At 70.6% G+C, this 22,879-nt stretch carries 16 protein-coding genes, 1 tRNA gene and 1 rRNA gene; 13 read left to right on the forward strand and 5 right to left on the reverse strand.

Features of this window, described 5'->3' with window-relative positions:
- From rrf to AB0I22_RS37575, 3 genes are all read left to right on the forward strand, one after another.
- Positions 1–93: ribosomal RNA gene (gene rrf / locus AB0I22_RS37565) — 5S ribosomal RNA — on the forward strand; the annotation flags it as partial.
- A 116-nt stretch (positions 94–209) separates the two neighbouring features.
- The gene (locus AB0I22_RS37570) at positions 210–905 is read left to right on the forward strand and encodes a DegT/DnrJ/EryC1/StrS family aminotransferase (RefSeq protein WP_363135524.1); all 696 of its coding nucleotides are present in this window, start codon (positions 210–212) and stop codon (positions 903–905) included.
- Between the two features lie 55 nt (positions 906–960).
- A tRNA-Thr gene (locus AB0I22_RS37575) sits at positions 961–1,033 on the forward strand.
- A gap of 58 nt (positions 1,034–1,091) precedes the next feature.
- Here the strand turns inward: AB0I22_RS37575 and AB0I22_RS37580 are convergent.
- Complete coding sequence (locus AB0I22_RS37580; RefSeq protein WP_363135544.1) at positions 1,092–3,713, reverse strand: SpoIIE family protein phosphatase; 2,622 nt, start codon at positions 3,711–3,713, stop codon at positions 1,092–1,094.
- A 259-nt stretch (positions 3,714–3,972) separates the two neighbouring features.
- Here AB0I22_RS37580 and AB0I22_RS37585 point away from each other — a divergent pair, with 259 nt between their 5' ends.
- The 9 genes from AB0I22_RS37585 (at position 3,973) to AB0I22_RS37625 (ending at position 18,406) form a co-directional block, all read left to right on the forward strand.
- Positions 3,973–9,522, forward strand: a complete 5,550-nt coding sequence (locus tag AB0I22_RS37585) for a HAMP domain-containing protein (protein WP_363135525.1) — start codon at positions 3,973–3,975, stop codon at positions 9,520–9,522.
- 244 nt (positions 9,523–9,766) lie between these two features.
- The gene (locus AB0I22_RS37590) at positions 9,767–10,444 is read left to right on the forward strand and encodes a response regulator (RefSeq protein WP_363135526.1); all 678 of its coding nucleotides are present in this window, start codon (positions 9,767–9,769) and stop codon (positions 10,442–10,444) included.
- A 104-nt stretch (positions 10,445–10,548) separates the two neighbouring features.
- Positions 10,549–13,371 (forward strand): DNA translocase FtsK, encoded by a 2,823-nt coding sequence (locus tag AB0I22_RS37595; RefSeq protein ID WP_363135527.1) that lies wholly within the window; start codon positions 10,549–10,551, stop codon positions 13,369–13,371.
- Positions 13,372–13,583: 212 nt separating this feature from the next.
- On the forward strand, positions 13,584–14,387 hold the full coding sequence (locus tag AB0I22_RS37600) for a RodZ domain-containing protein (protein ID WP_363135528.1): 804 nt from the start codon (positions 13,584–13,586) through the stop codon (positions 14,385–14,387).
- A 52-nt stretch (positions 14,388–14,439) separates the two neighbouring features.
- The gene (gene rimO / locus AB0I22_RS37605) at positions 14,440–15,930 is read left to right on the forward strand and encodes a 30S ribosomal protein S12 methylthiotransferase RimO (RefSeq protein ID WP_363135529.1); all 1,491 of its coding nucleotides are present in this window, start codon (positions 14,440–14,442) and stop codon (positions 15,928–15,930) included.
- A complete protein-coding gene (pgsA, locus tag AB0I22_RS37610) occupies positions 15,927–16,580 on the forward strand; it encodes a CDP-diacylglycerol--glycerol-3-phosphate 3-phosphatidyltransferase (RefSeq protein ID WP_363135530.1) in 654 nt (217 codons plus the stop codon). The genes rimO and pgsA overlap by 4 nt, the downstream gene beginning before the upstream one ends.
- Before the next feature lie 206 nt (positions 16,581–16,786).
- Positions 16,787–17,317, forward strand: a complete 531-nt coding sequence (locus AB0I22_RS37615; RefSeq protein ID WP_363135531.1) for a nicotinamide-nucleotide amidohydrolase family protein — start codon at positions 16,787–16,789, stop codon at positions 17,315–17,317.
- Between the two features lie 94 nt (positions 17,318–17,411).
- On the forward strand, positions 17,412–17,795 hold the full coding sequence (locus AB0I22_RS37620) for a helix-turn-helix transcriptional regulator (RefSeq protein ID WP_030892367.1): 384 nt from the start codon (positions 17,412–17,414) through the stop codon (positions 17,793–17,795).
- A 140-nt stretch (positions 17,796–17,935) separates the two neighbouring features.
- Complete coding sequence (locus tag AB0I22_RS37625) at positions 17,936–18,406, forward strand: DNA starvation/stationary phase protection protein (RefSeq protein WP_363135532.1); 471 nt, start codon at positions 17,936–17,938, stop codon at positions 18,404–18,406.
- A 288-nt stretch (positions 18,407–18,694) separates the two neighbouring features.
- On the opposite strand, the gene AB0I22_RS37630 is transcribed toward AB0I22_RS37625, so the two are convergent.
- Together AB0I22_RS37630 and AB0I22_RS37635 are read right to left on the reverse strand one after the other, a co-directional pair.
- Positions 18,695–19,318, reverse strand: a complete 624-nt coding sequence (locus AB0I22_RS37630; RefSeq protein WP_363135533.1) for a histidine phosphatase family protein — start codon at positions 19,316–19,318, stop codon at positions 18,695–18,697.
- 226 nt (positions 19,319–19,544) lie between these two features.
- Positions 19,545–20,147: a chitin binding peritrophin-A domain-containing protein gene (locus AB0I22_RS37635; RefSeq protein WP_363135534.1), complete on the reverse strand. Its 603-nt coding sequence runs from the start codon at positions 20,145–20,147 to the stop codon at positions 19,545–19,547.
- 268 nt (positions 20,148–20,415) lie between these two features.
- Between AB0I22_RS37635 and AB0I22_RS37640 the strand changes: the two genes are divergently transcribed.
- On the forward strand, positions 20,416–20,604 hold the full coding sequence (locus AB0I22_RS37640) for an antitoxin (protein WP_363135535.1): 189 nt from the start codon (positions 20,416–20,418) through the stop codon (positions 20,602–20,604).
- Positions 20,605–21,107: 503 nt separating this feature from the next.
- Here the strand turns inward: AB0I22_RS37640 and AB0I22_RS37645 are convergent.
- Together AB0I22_RS37645 and AB0I22_RS37650 are read right to left on the reverse strand one after the other, a co-directional pair.
- A complete protein-coding gene (locus AB0I22_RS37645; RefSeq protein WP_363135536.1) occupies positions 21,108–21,884 on the reverse strand; it encodes an SDR family NAD(P)-dependent oxidoreductase in 777 nt (258 codons plus the stop codon).
- Between the two features lie 36 nt (positions 21,885–21,920).
- Entirely contained in the window at positions 21,921–22,715 is a 795-nt protein-coding gene (locus AB0I22_RS37650; RefSeq protein ID WP_363135537.1) for a DNA-formamidopyrimidine glycosylase family protein, read from the reverse strand.
- Between the last annotated feature and the right edge of the window lie 164 nt (positions 22,716–22,879).

Consider the following 22,879-nt stretch of genomic DNA (forward strand, 5'->3'; position numbering starts at 1 on the left):
ACGCCCGGTTACATTCCGAACCCGGAAGCTAAGCCTTTCAGCGCCGATGGTACTGCAGGGGGGACCCTGTGGGAGAGTAGGACGCCGCCGAACAAATTTTGACAGCTCTGGCCTCTGAACTTCGGTTCAGGGGCCAGAGCTTTTTTGTTGTCGTGATGCAGTGCGCAGTGTTACTTGATGTTCACGTTGCGCCGTCACCATCCGCAGGTATGGGGACACTGGAGATGCTGAGGTCGGCCGGAGTAGGCACTGGCGACGAGGTCATCGTGCCGTCGTATGCCACGGCGGAGGCCGCGGAGGCGGTGCGGGGGGCCGGGGCTGTGCCGGTGTTCGCCGACATCGACGCCGGGACCTACTGCCTCGACGCGTCGGCGGTGGCGGACGCGGTGACGCCGCGTACGGCTGCGGTCGTGCCCGTACCCCTCTTCGGGCATCCGGTGGACACGGCGGCGCTGCGTGCCGTCGGGGAGCGCCGATCGCTTCTGGTCGTCGAGCATGCGGAGGGCGGGCCGGCGTCGGCGGAGCACGATGAAGGGGTAGTGGCGCGGCGGCGGAATGCGGCGTACCTGACCAGGCGGCTCAGCGGGCTGGTGACGCCCGCCGCGACGGCGGGGGTGGCGCACGCCTACCGCGCGTACGTGGTGCGGGTGCCCGGGAACGGCCGGCCGGACCGGGACGCGTTCGCCCGGACGCTGCGGGCGCGCGGGGTGCGGTGCCAGGTGCCCGTACAGACGCCCGTACACCGGATGCCGGCGTTCGCGCGGGACGTGTGGCTGGCGGAGACGGAGCGGGCCGCTGACGAGTGCCTGGCGCTGCCCGTGGACGCGGCGATGACGCGGCGGGACCTGCACCGGGTGGTGTCGGCCTGCAACGCTCTCGGCGGTCTGCTGACGGCTGCGGCGTAGGGCCGCGATGGTCAAAGGGGCACGGGAGTTCGGGTATGATCTATTCCGTTGCCGCGCCCCAATAGCTCAGTCGGTAGAGCGTCTCCATGGTAAGGAGAAGGTCTACGGTTCGATTCCGTATTGGGGCTCTTATAGAGAAGGCCCCCGCCATTCGGCGGGGGCCTTCTTGCTGTTCGAGACCGTCGGTCAGGAGTCCTGGGGCTCCGGGACGCGCATGGCCAGGATGGCCATGTCGTCGGAGGCCGGTTCGGCGGCGAAGCGTTCGACGGCGCGCAGGACGCGGCCGGCGACGGCGCCCGCGGTCAGGCCCGTACAGGTGGTGAGGACGTCGACGAGCCCGTCGTCGCCGAGCATCCGGGTGCCTTCGCGGCGCTCGGTGACGCCGTCGGTGACGCAGAGCAGGACGTCGCCCGGATCGAGGGTGACCGTCTGCTCGTACAGCTCCAGCTCCTCCAGCACGCCGAGCAGCGGCTGCGGTTCGGCGGCGGCCTCGACGGAGCCGTCCTGGCGGAGCCGGAGCGGCAGCGGGTGGCCCGCGCAGACGACCTTGAGGATCGCGCTGCCGTCGTGCTGCGGCCACAGCTCGCCGTACAGCAGGGTCAGGAAGCGGCTGCGGGCGCCTTCGTCGAGGATGGCGGCGTTGAGGCGCTCCAGGACGGCCGGGCCGCCGAAGCCCTCGCGGGCGAGGAGCCGCAGGGCGTGCCGGGCCAGTCCGGTGACGGCCGCGGCCTCCGGGCCCGTACCGCAGACGTCGCCGATGGCGAAGCCGTACGCGCCGTCGCGGATCGGGAAGAGGTCGTAGAAGTCGCCGCCGACCTCGTTGCCCTCGCCCGCCGCGCGGTAGATGACCTCGACCTCCACGCCGGGGACGGTCGGCAGCTCCGGCGGCAGCAGGCTGCGCTGGAGGGACTGGCTGATGGCGGTGCGCTCGGAGTACAGGCGGGCGTTGTCGAGGGCCAGGGCGGCCCTGCGGGAGAGGTCCTCGGCGAGTTCGAGGATCTCCTGGCGGAAGTGGTCGTCGGTGGGTTTGCCCAGGGTGAGCATGCCGATGACGCGGTTGCGGGCGACGAGCGGCAGTACGACGGTCTCGCCGCCGACGGCCGAGGCCGTCGCGAGGGACGTGCCGGGGCCGGGGGAGAAGCGTCCGGTGTCGCCGAGGCCGAGGCTCCGCAGCGAGCTGCGCAGGGCCGCCGCGTGGGCGGCGTCGGAGGGCGCGGTCCAGATGCGGGCGCCGGGGGTGGGGACCGGGTCCGGCGGCGCGACCTTGGCGAGGAGCGCCTTGAGGCCGTCGATGCGGTCCTCGTCCTCGTGCAGGACGTAGGAGAGCTCGGGCTCGGAGGACTGGTCGGCGATGGTGTAGACGGCGCACCAGGTGGCGAGGGTGGGGACGGTCATCTGGGCCATGAGGGCCAGGGTCTGGTCCCGGTCGAGGGTGCCCGCGAGCAGGTCGGAGGCCTCGACGAGGAAGGAGAGGGAGCCGCGGCGCAGCCGTTCCAGCTCGCCGAGGCGCGCGGATTCGACGGCGAGGGCGATGCGGTCGGCGGCGAATTGCAGCCTCAGGGCCTCCTCGTTGCTGTACCGGCCGGGTGATTCGGCGGCGACGCCCAGCGAGCCGGTGAGGCGGCCCTCGACCTTGAGGGGGACCGTGACGACCGAGCGCATGCCGGTGTTGTTGAGCAGCGGCACGGCGCCGGGGACGGCGCTGAGGTCCTCGTGGACGGCCGGCATCCGGGCCGAGCCGTAGCGGCCGGTGCCGGCTTCGACGGGGACGCGGGCGAAGCGCTGGCGGGCGGAGGGCAGGCCGGTGGAGGCCCGTACCTCCAATTCGGTCTCGTCGTCCGTGGCGAGCAGTAGGTAGGCGGAGTCGCCGTCGAGCATGTCGCGGGCGCGCTCGACGGTGCGCTGGAGCAGCCCGTCGAGGTCGTCGGGGGCGGGGGAGCCGATGAAGACCTCGAAGGGGTCCGCCGAGGCGTTCCGGTCGCTGGTGGAGCCTTCCGAGCCGGAGCCGCGCTGGGGGCTCTGGAGCACCGCGCGCTCGGCGTCGCGCACCAGCAGGCAGACGGTCGAGGGGTCGCCGTCGGCATCGCGTACGCGCAGGTGGGAGGCGTAGACGGGGACGACGCGGCCGTCCGCGCCGCGTATGCCGTACGAGCCTTCCCAGCGGGAGAGGCGGAGCGCGTCGGCGATGCCCGTCGAGGTGCCGGGGGTGTGCGGCCAGGCCGCGAAGTCGGTGAGGGGCTTGCCGGTGACCTGTTCCGGGGCGAAGCCGAAGAGGTCCTGGGCGTCGTCGTTCCAGGCGCTGATGCCGCCGACCCGGTCGATCTGGATGACGGCGACGCGGACGCGGGCGTCGGCGAGCGGGAGGGCGGCGGCGGGCAGGGCCGGGCCGGCGGAGCGGGTGCCCGCCGGGCGGGAGGGCAGGTCGAGCTGGAACCAGACCTTCTTGTTGGCGGCGGTGTACTCGACGCCCCAGCTGGTGGCGAGGGCCGCGCAGAGCAGCAGGCCGCGGCCGCCCTCCCGCTCGACGCCGCCGAGCTGGCGGCCGGAGCTCTGCAGCGGAAGCTCTCGTTCGGGGTAGTGGTCGCCGACCTCGACGCGGACGCCGCTGTCCGTGCGCAGGCACAGGACGTCGGCGGCGGTGCCCGCGTGTACGACGGCGTTGGTGACGAGTTCGCTGGTCAGGACGACGGCGTCGTCCACGACGTCGGGGAATCCCCAGCCCTGGAGGGTGTCCCGGACAAACGCGCGGGCGGAGGCGACCGAGCGTCCGACCGGCTCGAAGGTGGCGGCAGCCCGCGCGGTGATCACAGCACTCCCCATTGGCCTCTCGTCGCTCCCCCCGAGTCCTGTGCCCGTTTCGCAAGTCCTCGATTCGTCCGCCAGGCTAAACCGTCGGCCCGAGTTGTGTGGAACGGAGGCGCGTGTTTCGGGGGTGACGGCGGTCAACGACCCCTCATCGACCCGGTTACGTTCCCACTGCCGAACGGTTCGGTGCGCTGAAGTGAAACACTGGGAACGCTTGAAGTGGAAGCGCGATGACGATGGTCGACCCTGCGGGAGGGACACGGTGGAGTCTGGCGCAGCGGCGCGGGGCGTGAGCACGCGCGCGAAAGGCGGACGGTCCCGTAACAATGGGACGACGGAAGTGGAGACGGCGGCCCTGAACCGGCTGCTGACGGCGCTGTCGGCGATGCGCGACGGCAACTTCCGGAAGCGTATGACGGTCGCGGGCGACGGAGTGATGTCCGAGATCGCCGCCGTGTTCAATGAAATGGCGGACCGGAATCTGCAGCTGACGGGCGAGCTGGCACGCGTACGGCGTGTGGTGGGGCGCGAGGGCAAGCTGACGGAGCGGCTGGAGGTCGGGGCCTGTGAGGGGTCCTGGGCCGCGGCCATCGACGCCTCCAACGCGCTGGTCGACGATCTGGTGCGGCCGGTGTCCGAGGTGGGCAGAGTGCTCTCGGCGGTCGCCGAGGGCGATCTTGAGCAGCGGATGGATCTGCGCTCGCAGGGGGCGGACGGTGCGGCGCATCCGTTGCGCGGCGAGTTCCTCAAGGTGGGGCGCACGGTCAACGGGCTCGTGGACCAGCTGTCGGCGTTCACCGACGAGGTGACGCGGGTGGCCAGCGAGGTCGGTACCGAGGGCAAGCTCGGCGGCCAGGCACGGGTGCGCGGAATGTCGGGTTCGTGGAAGGACCTGACGGATTCCGTCAACACGATGGCGTCCCGGCTCACCGCTCAGGTGCGTGACATCGCTCTCGTCACGACGGCGGTGGCGAAGGGGGATCTCTCCCGGAAGGTCACGGTTCATGTGGCCGGGGAGATGCTGGAGCTGAAGAACACCGTCAACACCATGGTGGATCAGCTCTCGTCCTTCGCGTCCGAGGTGACGCGGGTAGCGCGGGAGGTCGGCACCGAGGGCGAGCTGGGCGGCCAGGCGCAGGTGCCCGGGGTCGCCGGGGTCTGGAAGGACCTGACGGATTCGGTCAACCTGATGGCCGGGAACCTCACCGCTCAGGTGCGCGGGATCGCGCAGGTGACGACGGCGGTCGCCAATGGCGATCTGTCGCAGAAGGTCACGGTGAGCGCGCGCGGCGAGGTCGCCCAGCTGGCCGAAACGATCAACCAGATGACCGAGACGCTGCGTACGTTCGCCGACGAGGTGACGCGGGTGGCGAGCGAGGTCGGCGCCGACGGCCTGCTGGGCGGTCAGGCGCAGGTGCCGGGGGCGGCGGGGACCTGGAAGGACCTCACCGATTCGGTGAACAACGCGTTCCGCAACGTCACCACGCAGGTGCGGGACATCGCGCAGGTGACGACGGCGGTGGCCAACGGCGACCTGTCGCAGAAGGTCACCGTCGATGTCGCGGGCGAGATGCTGGAGCTCAAGAACACCGTCAACACGATGGTCGACCAGCTCTCGGCGTTCGGCGCCGAGGTGACGCGGGTGGCGCGGGAGATCGGCGTCGAGGGCGAGCTGGGCGGCCAGGCGCAGGTGCCCGGCGCGGCCGGCACGTGGAAGGACCTCACCGACTCGGTGAACACGGCCTTCCGCAACCTGACGGGTCAGGTGCGCAACATCGCGCAGGTGACGACGGCGGTGGCCAACGGCGACCTGTCGCAGAAGGTCACGGTCGATGTCTCCGGCGAGATGCTGAAGCTGAAGAACACCGTCAACACGATGGTGGACCAGCTCTCCTCCTTCGCCGACCAGGTCACGCGGATGGCGCGGGACGTGGGCACGGAGGGGCGGCTCGGCGGTCAGGCGCGGGTTGACGGCGTGTCCGGCACCTGGAAGGAGCTGACCGACTCGGTCAACTTCATGGCCGGGAACCTCACTTCGCAGGTGCGGCAGATCGCACAGGTGACGACGGCCGTCGCGCGCGGCGACCTCTCGCAGAAGATCGACGTGGACGCGCGCGGCGAGATCCTGGAACTGAAGAACACCATCAACACGATGGTCGACCAGCTGTCGGCCTTCGCCGACCAGGTGACGCGGGTAGCGCGCGAGGTGGGTACGGACGGCCGGCTCGGCGGTCAGGCGCAGGTGCCGGGTGTCGCGGGCGTATGGCGTGACCTGACCGACTCCGTGAACGGCATGGCGGGCAACCTGACCGCCCAGGTCCGCAACATCGCGCAGGTCGCCACGGCGGTCGCGCGCGGTGACCTGTCCCAGACGATCGACGGGGACGCCCGGGGCGAGATCCTGGAGCTGAAGAACACGCTCAACACGATGGTCGACCAGCTCTCCTCGTTCGCGGACCAGGTCACGCGGGTGGCGCGGGAGGTCGGTACGGAGGGCATCCTCGGTGGCCAGGCCGAGGTCCAGGGCGTCTCCGGCACCTGGAAGGACCTGACGCAGTCCGTCAACTTCATGGCGAACAACCTGACGTCGCAGGTCCGCAACATCGCCGAGGTGACGACGGCGGTCGCCAAGGGCGACCTGTCGAAGAAGATCACCGTGGACGCGAAGGGCGAGATCCTGGAGCTGGTGACGACCGTCAACACGATGGTGGACCAGCTCTCGGACTTCGCCGAGCAGGTCACCAGGGTGGCCCGCGAGGTCGGCACGGAGGGGCAGCTCGGCGGTCAGGCACGGGTGCGGGACGTCACCGGCATCTGGAAGGACCTGAGCGACAACGTCAACCTGATGGCCAACAACCTGACCAGTCAGGTGCGGAACATCTCGCAGGTCGCGACGGCGGTCGCCAACGGCGACCTGACCCGGAAGGTCACCGTCGAGGCGCGCGGCGAGGTCGCGCAGCTCGCCGACACCGTGAACATCATGGTGAAGACGCTGTCGTCGATCGCGGACGAGGTGACCCGGGTCGCCCGCGAGGTGGGCACGGACGGCATCCTGGGCGGTCAGGCGCGGGTGCCGGGCGTCTCCGGTACGTGGAAGGACCTGACGGAGTCCGTCAACGGGATGGCCTCCAACCTGACCGGACAGGTCCGCAACATCGCGATGGTCACCACCGCGATCGCCAAGGGCGACCTCACCAAGAAGATCGACATCGACGCCCGGGGCGAGATCCTGGAGCTCAAGACCACCATCAACACGATGGTGGACCAGCTGTCGTCGTTCGCCGAGCAGGTCACGCGGGTGGCCCGCGAGGTGGGCACGGAAGGGCAGTTGGGCGGTCAGGCGCGGGTGCGGGACGTGGACGGCACCTGGCGGGACCTCACCGAGTCGGTGAACGAGATGGCCGGGAACCTCACCCGGCAGGTACGGGCCATCGCCGAGGTGGCCACCGCGGTGACCCGCGGCGACCTCAACCTGAAGATCGACGTCGACGCGGCGGGCGAGATCCTGGAGCTCCAGGACAACATCAACACGATGATCGCCAACCTCCGGGAGACGACGCTCGCGAACAAGGAGCAGGACTGGCTCAAGGGCAACCTCGCCCGGATCTCGGGCCTGATGCAGGGCCGGCGCGACCTCGCGGACGTAGCGGGCCTGATCATGAGCGAGCTGACTCCGGTGGTCTCCGCGCAGCACGGCGCGTTCTTCGTGGCGACGCCGACCAACGAGAACCTGGCCACGGGCGAGAGCGCCGAGCCGGAGGCCGATGAGGACGCGTACGAGCTGCGCATGTACGGCTCGTACGGCTACTCGATGGGGTCGATGCCCACGTCCTTCCGGCCCGGCGAGACGCTGATCGGCACGGCCGCGGAGGAGAAGCGGACCATTCTGGTGGACAACGTGCCCTCGGGGTACCTGAAGATCGCCTCCGGGCTGGGGGAGGCGCCGCCGGCCCATGTGATCGTGCTGCCGGTGCTGTTCGAGGGGCAGGTGCTCGGCGTGATCGAGCTGGCGTCGTTCCAGCCGTTCGCGCAGATCCAGAAGGACTTCCTGAACCAGATCGCCGAGATGATCGGCACCAGCGTCAACACCATCAGCGTCAACACCAAGACCGAGCAGCTGCTCAAGCAGTCGCAGGAGCTCACCGAGCAGCTGCGGGACCGGTCGGACGAACTGGAGAGCCGGCAGAAGGCGTTGGAGATCTCCAACGCGGAACTGGAGGAGAAGTCCGAGCACTTGGCGCGGCAGAACCGGGACATCGAGGTCAAGAACACCGAGATCGAGGAGGCCCGGCAGGTTCTGGAGGAGCGTGCCGAGCAGCTCGCGGTGTCGATGCGCTACAAGTCCGAGTTCCTGGCCAACATGTCGCACGAGCTGCGTACGCCGCTCAACTCGCTGCTGATCCTCGCGAAGCTGCTCGCCGACAACGCGGAGGGCAATCTCTCGCCGAAGCAGGTGGAGTTCGCCGAGACGATCCACGGGGCGGGTTCCGATCTGCTCCAGCTGATCAACGACATCCTCGACCTGTCGAAGGTCGAGGCGGGCAAGATGGACGTCAGCCCGACGCGTATCGCGCTGGTCCAGCTCGTCGACTACGTGGAGGCGACGTTCCGGCCGCTGACGGCGGAGAAGGGGCTCGACTTCTCCGTACGGGTCTCCCCGGAGCTGCCGGCGACGCTGCACACCGATGAGCAGCGGCTGTTGCAGGTGCTGCGCAATCTGCTGTCCAACGCCGTGAAGTTCACGGACTCGGGCGCGGTCGAGCTGGTCATCCGGCCGGCCGGCGCGGGGGTGCCGGACAGCATCCGCGAGCAGCTGCTCGAATCGGGGGCGCTGCGGGAGGCGGACGGCGGTGTCATCGCCTTCTCGGTCACCGACACCGGTATCGGGATCGCGGCGAGCAAGATGCGGGTGATCTTCGAGGCGTTCAAGCAGGCGGACGGCACGACCAGCAGGAAGTACGGCGGTACGGGCCTCGGCCTGTCGATCAGCCGGGAGATCGCGCGGCTGCTCGGCGGCGAGATCCACGCGGCCAGTGAGCCAGGCCGCGGCTCGACGTTCACGCTGTACCTGCCGCTGAACCCGACCGAGCTGCCGCCGCACAACTACTCGCAGCTGGCGCTCGCCGGGCAGGCCACCGGGCCGCTCGCGCTGGAGGGCGGGCCGGCGGGCGAGGGGGCCGGTCCGCAGGAGCAGGAGAGCGCGGCGGCGGCCTTCGGCGCGCAGCAGCAGGGCGCGGCCGGGCTCTTCCGGCGGCGGCAGCGGGCGGCCCAGGAGGCGGAGCAGCAGCCGGCGCCGCCGACGGGCCAGGGGGCCGCGGACGGCGAGTCCGCGGCGTCGGGAGCCTCGGCGTCGGGCGCCTCGGCGTCCGAGCCGTCGTCCGAGCCGTGGCTGAGCAACGGCCAGGATCTGGTGGCCGCGGGGTTCGCGGGCGGATTCCACGGCGAGAAGGTGCTCATCGTCGACGACGACATCCGCAATGTGTTCGCGCTCACCAGCGTGCTGGAGCAGCACGGCCTGTCGGTGCTCTACGCGGAGAACGGCCGGGAGGGGATCGAGGTCCTCGAACAGCACGACGATGTGGTGGTCGTCCTGATGGACATCATGATGCCGGAGATGGACGGCTACGCGACGACGACGGCGATCCGGCGGATGCCCCAGTTCGCGGGGCTGCCGATCATCGCGCTCACCGCGAAGGCGATGAAGGGCGACCGGGAGAAGGCCATCGAGTCGGGCGCGTCCGACTATGTGACCAAGCCGGTCGACACTGATCATCTGTTGGCGGTGATGGAGCAGTGGATGCGCGCGGAGTGACGGATGGCTGATCGAAGCACGGCGGAGTGTTGACTGACTGTGGCCGAACACGTGTGGGAACGCGGTATTCGGGGAACCTTCTGGTCTCCCACCGCGTTTCTGCTACGTGCACAGTGACTTCGCGGTGACAGGGTGTGGCGACAAGCGGGGTGCGGCTACCATGACCGGCACAAGGACGGGCGGCGCAAGGGAGTCGTCCCCTGGGGCGGCACCCGGCGCATTTCCGGGGCGAGGAGGACGGGCCATGGTGCAGAAGGCCAAGATCCTCCTGGTCGATGACCGGCCGGAAAATCTGCTGGCGCTGGAGGCCATCCTCTCGGCGCTCGATCAGACACTGGTCCGGGCATCGTCAGGGGAGGAAGCGCTCAAGGCGCTGCTGACGGACGACTTCGCAGTGATCCTGCTGGACGTCCAGATGCCGGGCATGGACGGTTTCGAGACCGCCGCCCACATCAAGCGCCGGGAGCGGACGAGGGATATCCCGATCATCTTCCTCACGGCCATCAACCACGGCCCGCACCACACCTTCCGCGGCTACGCGGCCGGTGCGGTGGACTACATCTCCAAACCCTTCGACCCCTGGGTGCTGCGGGCCAAGGTCTCCGTGTTCGTCGAGCTGTACATGAAGAACTGTCAGCTGCGCGAACAGGCGGCCCTGCTCCGTCTCCAGCTCGAAGGCGGCCAGGGCGCGGCCGTCGACGCCAAGGAGCCCGCGGGGCTGCTCGCCGAACTCTCCGCGCGGCTCGCGGCCGTGGAGGAGCAGGCCGAGGCGCTCTCCAAGCAGTTGGACGAGTCCGCGGACGCCGCGGCCGTCGCCACCGCCGCCCACCTGGAGCGCAAACTCACCGGCCTGCGGCGGGCCCTGGACGCGCTGGAGCCCGGCGCGGGCAGCGGCGCCAGTACGGTCCCCTCACAGAACTGAGCTATTGACGCCGCGTCACCGCGAGGCCCGCCGACACGCGACACGAACGGGTGAAGGCGTAGACACACGTGTCCCTCGCGGCCGACAACGGTAACCTCACCACCATGGCCTCACGTACGTCCGGCAAGGGTTCCCAGAGCACGGCGGGCACCTCGAAGCAGCGCGCCGGACGCCCCGGGAGCGCTGCCAAGCAGGCACCCGCGAAGAAGGCACCGGCCAAGAAGGCGCCCGCCAAGAAAGCCGCCGCGCCCGCGAAGAAGGCGCCCGCGAAGCGCGCTCCGGCGAAGAAGGCCGCGTCCAGGCCCGCACCGAAGCCGGCGCCGTCCCCCACGAATGGCGTCTTCCGCCTCGTACGGGCGCTCTGGCTCGGGCTGGCGCACACGGTCGGCGCGCTGTTCCGCGGCGTCGGGCGCGGCGCGAAGAACCTGGACCCGGCGCACCGCAAGGACGGCCTCGCCCTCCTGCTGCTCGGCATCGCGCTGGTCATCGCGGCCGGCACCTGGGGCGACCTCCGGGGACCGGTCGGCGACCTGGTGGAGATGCTGGTCACCGGCGCGTTCGGCCGCCTCGACCTGGTCATGCCGATACTGCTCGGCGCCATCGCCGCCCGCCTGATCCGCCACCCGGAGAAACCGGAGGCCAACGGACGCATCGTCATCGGCCTCTCCGCCCTCGTCATCGGCGTCCTCGGCCAGGTCCACGTGGCCTGCGGGGCGCCCAGCCGCGGCGACGGGGCGCAGGCCCTCCAGGACGCCGGCGGGCTGATCGGCTGGGCGGCGGCCAGCCCGCTGATCTACACGGTCGGCGAGGTGCTGACCGTTCCGCTGCTGATCCTGCTCACGATCTTCGGGCTGCTCGTCGTCACGGCCACCCCCGTCAACGCCATCCCGCACCGGCTGCGCGGGCTCGCCGTGCGGCTCGGCCTGGCGGAACCGCTGGCCGAGGAGTACGACAGCGGCGTCCACGAAGCGGGGGAGTACGGCGAGGAATGGCGCGAGGCCCCCGCCAAGCGGTCCCGGCGCACCTCCCTGGACAAGGGCGCGGCGGGCGGCGACGCGGGCGCTGAGCAGGCCGAGGAGGAGGCGCTGAACCAGCGCCGCCGCCCCCGCCGCCCGGCCGCGCAGCCGGACCCGGACCGGCCGCTCGACGCGGTGGACGTGGCGGCCGCCGCCGCGGCGGCCCTCGACGGGGCCGTACTGCACGGCGTGCAGCCCTCGCCGCTGGTCGCCGGGCTCAGCAGCGGCATCTCGGCCGAGCGGGAGCGTACGGGCTCTGTGCCGACCGCGCGCGGCGCCGAGCGGGCCTCGGCGGCCGACGCCCCCGTACCGGGGGTGAAGCGGGACAAGCCCGGCAGGAACGAGCAGAGCGGCGGCGTCCCCGACCTCACCAAGTCCGCGCCCGAGCCGTCGCCCGTACTCCCGTCGCGCGCCGAGCAGCTCCAGCTCGCCGGCGACATCACGTACTCGCTGCCCTCGCTGGACCTGCTGGAGCGCGGCGGCCCCGGCAAGACCCGCAGCGCCGCCAACGACGCGATAGTGGCCTCGCTGACGACCGTGTTCACCGAGTTCAAGGTGGACGCGTCCGTCACCGGCTTCACCCGCGGCCCGACGGTCACCCGGTACGAGGTGGAGCTCGGCCCGGCCGTCAAGGTCGAGCGGATCACCGCGCTCACCAAGAACATCGCCTACGCCGTGGCCAGCCCGGACGTCCGGATCATCAGCCCGATCCCCGGCAAGTCCGCGGTCGGCATCGAGATCCCGAACACCGACCGGGAGATGGTCAACCTCGGCGACGTGCTGCGGCTCGCCGACTCGGCGGGCGACGAGCACCCGATGCTCGTCGCGCTCGGCAAGGACGTCGAGGGCGGCTACGTCATGGCCAACCTGACGAAGATGCCGCACGTCCTGGTCGCCGGCGCCACCGGCTCCGGCAAGTCCTCCTGCATCAACTGCCTGATCACCTCGATCATGGTGCGCGCCACGCCCGAGGACGTGCGGATGGTGCTGGTCGACCCCAAGCGCGTCGAGCTGACCGCCTACGAGGGCATCCCGCACCTCATCACCCCGATCATCACCAACCCCAAGCGCGCCGCCGAGGCGCTGCAGTGGGTGGTGCGCGAGATGGACCTGCGCTACGACGACCTCGCGGCGTACGGGTACCGGCACATCGACGACTTCAACGCGGCCGTGCGCAGCGGCAAGGCGAAGCCGCCGGAGGGCAGCGAGCGGGAGCTGTCGCCGTACCCGTACCTGCTGGTCATCGTGGACGAGCTGGCCGACCTGATGATGGTCGCGCCCAGGGACGTCGAGGACTCGATCGTCCGCATCACCCAGCTGGCGCGGGCCGCGGGCATCCACCTGGTGCTGGCCACCCAGCGCCCGTCCGTCGACGTGGTCACCGGTCTGATCAAGGCCAACGTGCCGTCCCGGCTCGCCTTCGCCACCTCCTCGCTCGCCGACAGCCGCGTCATCCTCGACCAGCCGGGCGCCGAGAAGCTCATCGGCAAGGGCGACAGCCTCTTCCTGCCGATGGGGGCGAACAAACCGACCCGTATGCAGGGCGCCTTCGTGACGGAGGACGAGGTCGCGGCCATCGTCCAGCACTGCAAGGACCAGATGGCGCCGGTCTTCCGCGACGACGTCACGGTCGGCACGGCCAAGAAGAAGGAGATCGACGAGGACATCGGGGACGACCTCGACCTGCTGTGCCAGGCGGCGGAGCTGGTCGTCTCCACCCAGTTCGGCTCCACCTCGATGCTCCAGCGGAAACTGCGTGTGGGCTTCGCGAAGGCGGGCAGGCTCATGGATCTGATGGAGTCGCGGAGCATCGTGGGGCCGAGCGAGGGCTCCAAGGCGCGCGACGTGATGGTCAAGCCGGACGAGCTGGACGGCGTGCTCGCGATCATCCGCGGTGAGTCCCAGCCGTGAGGAAACGGTGAGCAACCGTTTCCTCCGGCCGTGCGTCAAGTTGGGGAAGGGGCAGGGCCGATGTACCACCATCGGTGTCTCAGAGCGTTCCGATGGCGTACATCAGGGCATTCTGATGGCGTACAAAGGCCGGCTTTCCGCTTGCCCGACCGTTTCGCATCCCCCCTAAACTGAACCTCCAGCAGGTGGCTGCACGCTCGAAAGGCGCTCTCGTGTCCATCGGCAACTCTTCCGACGACGGCCGCCCCTCCATCGGCCGCCGCCTCCGGCAGGCCCGCGTCGAGTCCGGACTGACCGTCGACGAGATCAGCTCGACCACGCGCGTACGCGCCCCGATCGTGCACGCGATCGAGCAGGACGACTTTTCGCGCTGCGGCGGCGACGTCTACGCCCGAGGACACATCCGTACGCTCGCGCGCGCCGTCGGCCTCGACCCCGCCGCCCTCGTCGAGCAGTACGACGCCGCGCACGGCGGACGGCCGTCGCCCACCCCCGCGGCCCCGCTCTTCGAGGCCGAGCGGATCAGGTCCGAGCCCCGACGGCCCAACTGGACCGCCGCCATGGTCGCCGCGATCGTCGCCGTCGTCGGATTCGTCGGCTTCACCCTCTTCAGCGGCGGCGGCGACGAGGGGAGCGGCCAGCCCGTCGCGGCCGACAGCCCGACGACGCGCCCGTCCACCCCCACCCACAGCCCGAGCAAGCCCGCCGACCCCAAGCCCGACCCCTCCGACAGCGCCATCGCCGGGGCCCCGGCCAACAAGGTCACGGTCAAGGTCACCGCCACCGACGCCGCCAGCTGGATCTCCGCCAAGGACCACAACGGCCGGCTGATGGACGAGCTGGTGCTCAAGGAAGGCGCGTCCAAGACCTTCATCGACGACAAGCAGATCGATCTGGTGCTGGGCAACGCCGGGGCCGTACAGCTCTTCGTGAACGGCAAAGAGATCAAGAGCGTCGGCGACAACGGGCAGGTCCAGCGGCTCAGCTACACCAAGGGCGACCCCCAGGCAGGGTGATCATCAGCACGTGGCAGCGGAGGCGGCCTCGGGACAAAGTAGGCTGAGCCCCATGCCCGAACGCCGTACCGTCGCTCTTGTCACACTTGGCTGCGCCCGTAACGAGGTGGACTCGGAGGAGCTGGCAGGCCGCTTGGCAGCGGACGGCTGGGACCTCGTCGAGGATGCCGCCGAAGCCGATGTCGCCGTCGTCAACACCTGCGGATTCGTCGAAGCCGCCAAGAAGGACTCCGTCGACGCGCTTCTCGAAGCCAATGACCTCAAGGACGCAGCCGGCGAGGGGAGAGCCCGTACGCAGGCCGTGGTCGCCGTCGGCTGCATGGCCGAGCGGTACGGCAAGGAGCTCGCCCAGGAGCTGCCCGAAGCCGACGGCGTGCTCGGCTTCGACGACTACGCCGACATCTCCGACCGGCTCCAGACCATCCTGTCCGGCGGCGTCCACGCCTCGCACACCCCGCGCGACCGGCGCAAGCTGCTGCCGATCAGCCCCGCCGAACGGCAGGCCGCCGACGTCGCGCTGCCCGGCCACGCGCAGGACACGCCCCCCGAGGACCTCCCGGACGGCGTGGCTCCGGCCTCCGGCCCCCGCGCGCCGCTCCGCCGCCGTCTGGACTCCAGCCCCGTCGCCTCGGTCAAGCTCGCCTCCGGGTGCGACCGGCGCTGCTCGTTCTGCGCCATCCCCTCCTTCCGCGGCTCCTTCATCTCGCGCCGCCCCTCCGACGTGCTGGGGGAGAGCCGCTGGCTGGCCGAGCAGGGCGTGAAGGAGATCATGCTGGTCTCCGAGAACAACACCTCGTACGGCAAGGACCTCGGCGACATCCGGCTGCTGGAGACGCTGCTGCCGGAACTGGCGGCCATCGACGGCCTGGAGCGCATCCGGGTCAGCTACCTCCAGCCCGCCGAGATGCGACCGGGCCTGATCGACGTGCTGACCGGCACGGAGAAGGTCGCGCCCTACTTCGACCTGTCCTTCCAGCACTCCGCCCCCGAAGTCCTGCGTGCGATGCGCCGCTTCGGCGACACCGACAGATTCCTGGGCCTCCTCGACCAGGTGCGGGCCAAGGCGCCGCAGGCCGGCGCCCGCTCCAACTTCATCGTGGGCTTCCCCGGTGAGACGGAGGCGGACGTCGCGGAGCTGGAACGCTTCCTCACCGGCGCGCGGCTGGACGCCATCGGCGTCTTCGGCTACTCCGACGAGGACGGCACCGAGGCGGCCGGCTACGCGGACAAGCTCGACCCGGAGGTCGTCGCGGAGCGTCTGGAGCGCATCTCGCGGCTGGCCGAGGAGCTGACGGCGCAGCGCGCCGAGGAGCGGCTCGGGGAGACGGTCGAGGTGCTGGTCGACCGGGTCGACGAGGAGGACGGAGTGATCGGCCGGGCCGCGCACCAGGCGCCCGAGACCGATGGCCAGACCATCCTCACGGGTGACCGTGATCTTGCGCCGGGCCGTATGGTCGTGGCAAAGGTGGTGGCGACCGAGGGCGTGGACCTGGTCGCCGAGCCGCTGGGCGACGACGGCTGTACCGAGGAGGCGCGCAGATGACCGGAGTCCCGGCCTCCGCCGCCGGTGGGCATTCGGCGACGGCGACGGCGACAGTGGCACCGGCGGGACTATGGAATATCGCCAACATCCTCACCATGGTGCGGCTGTTCCTTGTGCCCGGCTTTGTCTTGTTGATGCTCCACAATGGCGGCTACGACCCGGCCTGGCGCTCCTTCGCCTGGGCCGCGTTCGCGGTCGCCATGATCACCGACCTCTTCGACGGCCATCTGGCCCGCAGGTACAACCTGGTCACCGACTTCGGGAAGATCGCCGACCCGATAGCGGACAAGGCGATCATGGGGGCGGCGCTGGTCTGCCTCTCCGCCCTGGGCGACCTGCCCTGGTGGGTCACGGGCGTGATCCTCTTCCGCGAGATCGGCATCACGCTGATGAGGTTCTGGGTCATCAAGCACGGCGTCATCCCGGCCAGCCGCGGCGGGAAGCTGAAGACGCTGGCACAGGGGACGGCCGTCGGCATGTACGTCCTGGCGCTGACGGGGCCGCTGGCCACGTTCCGGCTGTGGGTGATGGCCGTGGCCGTGGCGCTGACGGTGCTGACGGGTCTCGACTACGTGCGGCAGGCGGTCGTGCTGCGGCGGGCGGGACTGGCGGCGGAGCGTGAGAGGGCCGGCCGGGAGTCTGTGCGGTGACGGGGGGCGGTGTGGGGCCCTGCGCTGGTGGTGAGGCTGGCGGGACGGTCTCTGGTGCCGGTGCCGGTGGCGCGCTTGCTGGGCCTGGTGCGGCTCGTGCGATTGGCGAGTCTGGATGGGCTGATGCGTCCGCTGGGGCTGCTGATGCTGGCGTCTCTGGAGAGGTCAGAGGAGCCAGTGAGGCAGGCGCTGCGGGAGCGCGGGCTGTGGGGACGTGGGCCGCGGCCGAGGCGCTGAGGACGCTGGCGGAGCGGGGCGAGACGGTGGCCGCCGCCGAGTCCCTTACGGGCGGCCTGGTGGCCGCCGAGCTGACGGCCGTACCGGGCGCCTCACGGGCCTTCCGGGGCTCGGTGACCGCGTACGCGACCGAGCTCAAGGCGGCGGTGCTGGGCGTGGACGCCGCGCTGCTCAGCGCGCGCGGCGCGGTCGACGGCGAGGTCGCCCGGCAGATGGCGGACGGTGTGCGCGCGGCGCTGGGCGCCGACTGGGGCGTCGCCACGACGGGGGTGGCGGGCCCCGAACCGCAGGACGGGCAGCCGGTGGGCACGGTGTTCGTAGCGGCCGCGGGTCCGGGCGGCGCCGGGACCGTACGGAAGCTGGCGCTCCAGGGCGACCGGGCGGGCATCCGGGCGGAAAGCGTCCGGATGGCGCTGGAGGTACTGCTGGGCGAACTGATCGAAAATGCGCGGACACAGGATACGGAACATGGTGGGGGTTCTGGATGTTTGCAGCCCTGAGTGAACACGACATCGCTCCCCGCACGGCTGGACTCCGAGGCGGTACGGTGGGGCGTGAAGGATCCGGATTCGCGGTCCAAGGAGGGAGCCACCGATGATTTTGCTCCGTCGCCTGCTGGGTGACGTGCTGCGTCGGCAGCGCCAGCGCCAGGGCCGCACTCTGCGCGAGGTCTCTTCCTCAGCCCGGGTCTCGCTCGGTTACCTCTCAGAGGTCGAGCGGGGGCAGAAGGAGGCGTCCTCCGAGCTTCTCTCCGCAATCTGCGACGCTCTGGACGTACGGATGTCCGAGGTCATGCGCGAGGTCAGCGACGAACTGTCGCTCGCCGAGCTGGCGCAGTCGGCGGCGGCGAGCGAGCCGGTACCAGCGCCGATGCGGCCGATGCTCAATTCGGTGTCCGTGACGTCCGTGACGGGCGTCCCAGGGGAACGGGTGACCATCAAGGCGCCGGCAGAGGCTGTGGACGTGGTCGCGGCCTGAGAGCGGCGCTTGTGCTTTTCCGGGGCCTGGTCAGTGGGACTGACCAGGCCCCGGATCTTTTTCGACCGATTCTGTTCAATTGTGCAATGGTGGGAACACGGGGGAGAGAACAGATCAGTCAGCCGAAGAGGAGTAGCCGGATGTCTGTGGTGAAGAGCACGCTGTCCGATGAGGACCGCAAGATCGTCGGCGAAGCGTTGCAGGGTGCCCTCGTGGACCTGGTCGACCTTTCGCTCGTGGCCAAGCAGGTCCACTGGACCGTCGTGGGCCCCCGCTTCCGCTCGATCCACCTGCAGCTGGACGATGTCGTCGTATCCGCACGCCAGCACGCCGACACCGTGGCGGAGCGCGCCTCGGCCCTCGGCATCGCCCCGGACGGCCGCGCCGAGACCGTAGCGAAGACGAGCGGCATCGACGCGGTCGGCGAGGGCTGGAACAAGGACACCCAGGCCGTGCAGGTCCTGGTATCGGCGCTCGGCGCCGTCATCGGCCGGATGCGCGAGCGCATCCAATCCACGGACAAGCCGGACCCGGTCACCCAGGACCTGATCATCGGCCTGACGGCCGACCTGGAGAAGCACCACTGGATGTTCCAGGCGGAGAACGGCTGACCAGGTCGGCGCGCTGAGAGGGCTCTGACCTGCGAGGGAGCCATTTTCAGCGTTCTGCTTTGGCCTGCTATGCGACGTTCTTCCACGCGACGTTGCGACCGGTCACGCCGGATCGCGTAATCCGAGCGTAGGAGCGTAAGCCAGGAGCAACGGCGGCGGCCCTCATCCCGATGGGTGAGGGCCGCCGCCGTTTTGTACTGGCGTCGGCGCGTAGAGCGTGCGGCCAGGTCGCTCGCTCAGCTTTCGCGGGGGCGGGTGCCGGGCGAGCCCGGCCCGTACGCGGTGCCGTCAGACGCAGAGGTCGGGTGGGAAGCCGGGGCGGCGGAGTTCTGCGGGGAGATGGCCCGTGTCGTTGAAGAAGAGCAGGGAAGCCGGACGGTCGGGTGCGTAGCGGATGATCGTCAGGGCCGCGTTGGCGTGGTTGAGGCCCATCCAGCGCCAATTCGGGGCGTCGAGGGCGGCTCGTACGAGCCAGCCGATGAGGAAGGTGTGGGTGACGACGAGTTCGTGGCGCGGCTCGTCGCCGTCTACGGGGCCGGCGAACCGTGCGAGGGCTGCTTGAGCCGACTCCGGTCCCCGTTCGCGCTCTTCGGCCGGGAACTGGGACAGGTGGGTGAGCAGGGCGTCGGCTGAATCCGGAGGGAGTTCCTCCCTTAGGGGCAGGTGAGGGGCGTAGTCTCCGGCCAGTTCCGACGGTTGCGGGCGCAGGCCGTCGAGCTGGTCGCAGATCAGCCGAGCGGTCTGCTCCGCCCGGGGCAGCGGGCCGTGATGGACGGCGGAGAGAGGGCTGTGCCGGAGGCGTTCGCCGAGCAGTACGGACTGACGGACGCCGTCGTCCGTCAGCGTGCTTTCGTCCGGCGTGGCTTCGCCGTGCCGTGCTAGGTAGAGGTAGCGGGTCGCAGTCCTGGTCATGCTGGGCCCTTCGTCGGCAGTCGTGATCTTTGTGGTGATCTGATCGACGCTGGCGAGGGTGGTGTGGTTCCGCCGTCGAGTCTCGTGGAGCCGCTCTCCCCGGTGTTCTCCGGCTGGTCGCCCATGTGGGGCGCTGGGAGCCTGGCCGGGGTCATGCCGGCGCGACCTTGTCCGTCCGGGGGCGGACAAGGCTGTTCCGTTTGGGGCGGCGGCTGTAGCAGTGGTTTCAGAGGGTGACGTTGCCGTGGCCCTGGGAGGCGCGCAGGGTGGGGACGCCCTTGTATATGGCTTCGAAGCCGTTGAGCAGTGTGTTCACCGGGGCGGTCACGCCGGGGGCGGAGTCGCAGGCGGCGTAGCCGTTGCCGTCGGTGTGGGCGGTGCACAGGGTGCTGCCGCGGGTCGTGGTGAAGGTGATGGTGGCACCGCCCAGCGGGCGGCCGTCCTGCCACGTCAAGCGGGCGTTGAGGCCGAGGACCTGGAGCGGTACGAGGTTGAGGCGGGCGGTTCCGGTCGCCGTGCGGGTCTCGTACGGTTGGACGGCGCTGAGGTCGCCGCATATCTGGAGCCGGGGGTTCCAGTAGCGGCTGTTCGGACAGGCGGTGATGGTCGCTACGCCGTTTGTGCAGTTCACGACCTTGTGGGCGTCGTCCGGGTACGGGAGGCGAGTCGTCCCCTGGGCCGGGCAGCCGTAGACGGGGTCGGCTACGGCTGCTGGTACGGCTGAGGCCGGTGCGGCGATTGCTGTTCCGGCGATGGCTGTTCCGGCGGACAGCAGCGCCGGGACGGATATGAACGCGCCGAGCAGGCGCCACAACACGCGCTGGGACACGGGTAGTTCCCCTCAGAGTGCCGATACGGAGCGAACGCCCGGCACACTATGCCCGCGCCTCACTTCCCCGCCGTCCTTCCCCCGCTCCGTCCGAAACCGCGCCCACTAACCGGCCACACGGCGCCCGGCTCGGTCGGCGTCCCTGTCAGTCGACGGCGTTCGGCCTGGTGAGAGGGGTGATGGGCCGTGGTGGGCCGTGGTGCGGATGCGGGATCCGGGCTGGTCGGTGATGCTGAGGAACACAGGTCCAAACGCAAGGAGGTTGATCATGTCCATGCTTGACAAGCTCAAAGGGCTGATCAAGGGCCACGAGGACACCGCCCGCAAGGGCGTCGACAAGGCGGGCGACGCCTTCGACGAGAAGACGCAGGGCAAGTACAGCGGCCAGGTCGACAGCGCCCAGCAGAAGCTCAACGACCAGATGGGGTCGGGGGACGACCGTCGATCCGGTTCCTGACGGCCCGCGTCGGCCGCGACGGGCCGGTGCCGGTGGCGGCGCCGGGGGCTCATGGGCGCGTGCGAACGTATCGCACGCCGCTTGTGCCCCCGGTGCGCCCTCCCGAGGTGGTGGAGCGCCGGTCTAGCGTCGGCCGAAGGAGGCAGCCATGGCCTGCCGTGACTTCTGGGGCTTGTGCCGGTCTCGCGGGCTGGTGGAGTGGGCGTTGGCGTTGACCATCGGCGGTATGTGGTGGTGGGCCGCGCTCCGGCTGCTCGTGGAGCCGGGGCGGGTCGGTCCCGTAGAAGGGGCCGTCGCCGCCGGGGGGTGGGGGCTGAGCCTGCTCCCGGTGCACTGCGTGCCGTGGTCGAAGAAGAGCCGCGAGCGTCGTAGGGGCCGTGACGAAAAGTCGTGGTCCGAGGGCGTACGGGCAGGCGGTGCGTCGTCTTGGGAGTTCGAGGGCGCACGGTCCGCAGAAGGGTTTTCCGGGAGCTCCGGGAGCTCCGAGAGCGGTGCGGCCGAGGTCACCAAGGCATCTGGACGCCGCCGTTGGGGCGGAGGAGCTGGCCGGTCGTGAAGGCCGAGGCGTCCGATGCCAGGTGCAGTACGGCGTGCGCGATGTCCTGTGGCTCGCCCACCCGGCCGAGCGGGGAGCACTGGGCCATCGTCCGAGCCGCGGCTTCCTGGCCGTCGCCGATGTGCCGGTCGGTCATGGGCGTACGGATCCAGCCCGGCGCGACGGCGTTGACGCGGATGCCGTGCCGGCCGACCTCGGTGGCCAGGGTCTTGGTGAGCTGGTAGACGGCGGCCTTGGCGGCGCCGTAGCACAGCAGTTCCGGCGCACCGGTGTCGATCGCTCCGGAGGTCATCGTGACGATGCTGCCGCCGCTCCCCTGGGCGATCATCGCGCGCGCCGCTTCCTGGCAGCCGTACAGCACGCCCTTGAAGTTGACGGCGAGTACTCGGTCGAGGTCCGCGTCTGAGGTGTCCAGGACCGTGCTGCGGTGCATGATGCCCGCGATGTTGGCCATGATGTCGAGGCGGCCGTCGGCGCGTACGGATTCCGCCACGGCCGCCGCCACCTGGGCCCGGTCGCTGACGTCGAGCGCGCGGGGCTGGGCTCGGCCTCCGTGGTCGCGGATGTCGGCGGAGGTCTGCTCGGCGCCCTTCGCGTCGAGGTCGGCGCAGTGGACCGAGGCCCCGGCCTCGGCCAGCAGGAGCGCTGTGGCGCGGCCGATTCCACTGGCGGCGCCGGTGATCAGGGCGGTGCGTCCGGTGAGGTCGTACGCCGTGAGTGGCATGCCGGGACCGTACGACCCGATCTGACGGGTCGTCAACTAGTGCTCGGTGCCCGGCTGGCAGTGAGGGCACCAGTAGGTGAGGCGCTCCTGGCCGCCGCTGCCCTGGTCGGCGACGCGGACGGGGACAGCGCACCGCAGGCACGGCCGGCCCGCCCGCCCGTACACCCATAGGCGGCGGTTCGGGCGCGGATCGGCGGTGGTGACGCGGGAAGGGCGGGACTTGTTGACTTCGAGCAGCTTCTTCGCGAGCGCCGGAAGCCGCTCGGGGGCGGGCAGCTGGTCCATCGGCAGCCACGGGGAGACGCGCAGCAGAAAGCACAACTCCGACTTGTACACATTCCCGATGCCGGCCAGGTTGCGCTGGTCCAGCATCGCCTCGCCGACGGTGCGGGCCGGATCGGCGAGCAGCCTGCGTAGGGCCTCGTCGGGGTCCCAGTCGGGGCCGAGCAGGTCGGGGCCCAGGTGGCCGACCACTGTCGATTCGTCCGTGGTGCGGAGGAGATCGAGGACGGGCAGGCGGTAGCCGACGGCGGTGCGGTCGGCGGTGCCGAGGATGGCGCGGATCTGGTGCTGCGGTCCGCCGCGCCACCGGTCGCCGGGGGCGTAGATCTGCCAGGAGCCGTCCATGCGCAGATGGGAGTGGAGGGTGAGGCCGCCTTCGACGCGGGTCAGCAGGTGTTTGCCGCGCGCTGTCACGTCGGTGACGAGGCGGCCGGTGAGGTCGGAGGTCGCCAGGCGCGGTACGCGCAGGTCGCAGCGGACCAGGCGGTGGCCCGCGAGGGCCTGATGCAGGCGGTGTGCGGCGCGCCAGACGGTGTCTCCTTCGGGCATACGGACCATAATGCCGCGCGGCGGGGCTCCGCGCGGGGCGCTGCACCGTGCTCAGCGGGCCCCGGAGGGCGCTGTAAAGGGGCGCGTCGAGAGCCGCCCGTATGGGCCCGGATTCGGGTGTCCTGGTGCGTTCCAACGACCCGTGGTGCGCCGCGCCCAAGGTC

The organism is Streptomyces sp. NPDC050610 (assembly GCF_040654875.1).
Lineage (GTDB): Bacteria > Actinomycetota > Actinomycetes > Streptomycetales > Streptomycetaceae > Streptomyces.

Excerpts from the sequence above, each read along its gene's own strand:
- AB0I22_RS37620 (WP_030892367.1), top strand. The coding sequence starts at position 17,412 with ATGATTTTGCTCCGTCGCCTGCTGGGTGACGTGCTGCGTCGGCAGCGC.
- rimO (WP_363135529.1), top strand. The coding sequence starts at position 14,440 with ATGCCCGAACGCCGTACCGTCGCTCTTGTCACACTTGGCTGCGCCCGT.
- AB0I22_RS37570 (WP_363135524.1), top strand. The coding sequence starts at position 210 with ATGGGGACACTGGAGATGCTGAGGTCGGCCGGAGTAGGCACTGGCGAC.
- AB0I22_RS37630 (WP_363135533.1), bottom strand. The coding sequence starts at position 19,318 with ATGACCAGGACTGCGACCCGCTACCTCTACCTAGCACGGCACGGCGAA.
- AB0I22_RS37595 (WP_363135527.1), top strand. The coding sequence starts at position 10,549 with ATGGCCTCACGTACGTCCGGCAAGGGTTCCCAGAGCACGGCGGGCACC.
- AB0I22_RS37640 (WP_363135535.1), top strand. The coding sequence starts at position 20,416 with ATGTCCATGCTTGACAAGCTCAAAGGGCTGATCAAGGGCCACGAGGAC.
- AB0I22_RS37625 (WP_363135532.1), top strand. The coding sequence starts at position 17,936 with ATGTCTGTGGTGAAGAGCACGCTGTCCGATGAGGACCGCAAGATCGTC.
- AB0I22_RS37645 (WP_363135536.1), bottom strand. The coding sequence starts at position 21,884 with ATGCCACTCACGGCGTACGACCTCACCGGACGCACCGCCCTGATCACC.
- AB0I22_RS37590 (WP_363135526.1), top strand. The coding sequence starts at position 9,767 with ATGGTGCAGAAGGCCAAGATCCTCCTGGTCGATGACCGGCCGGAAAAT.
- pgsA (WP_363135530.1), top strand. The coding sequence starts at position 15,927 with ATGACCGGAGTCCCGGCCTCCGCCGCCGGTGGGCATTCGGCGACGGCG.
- AB0I22_RS37650 (WP_363135537.1), bottom strand. The coding sequence starts at position 22,715 with ATGCCCGAAGGAGACACCGTCTGGCGCGCCGCACACCGCCTGCATCAG.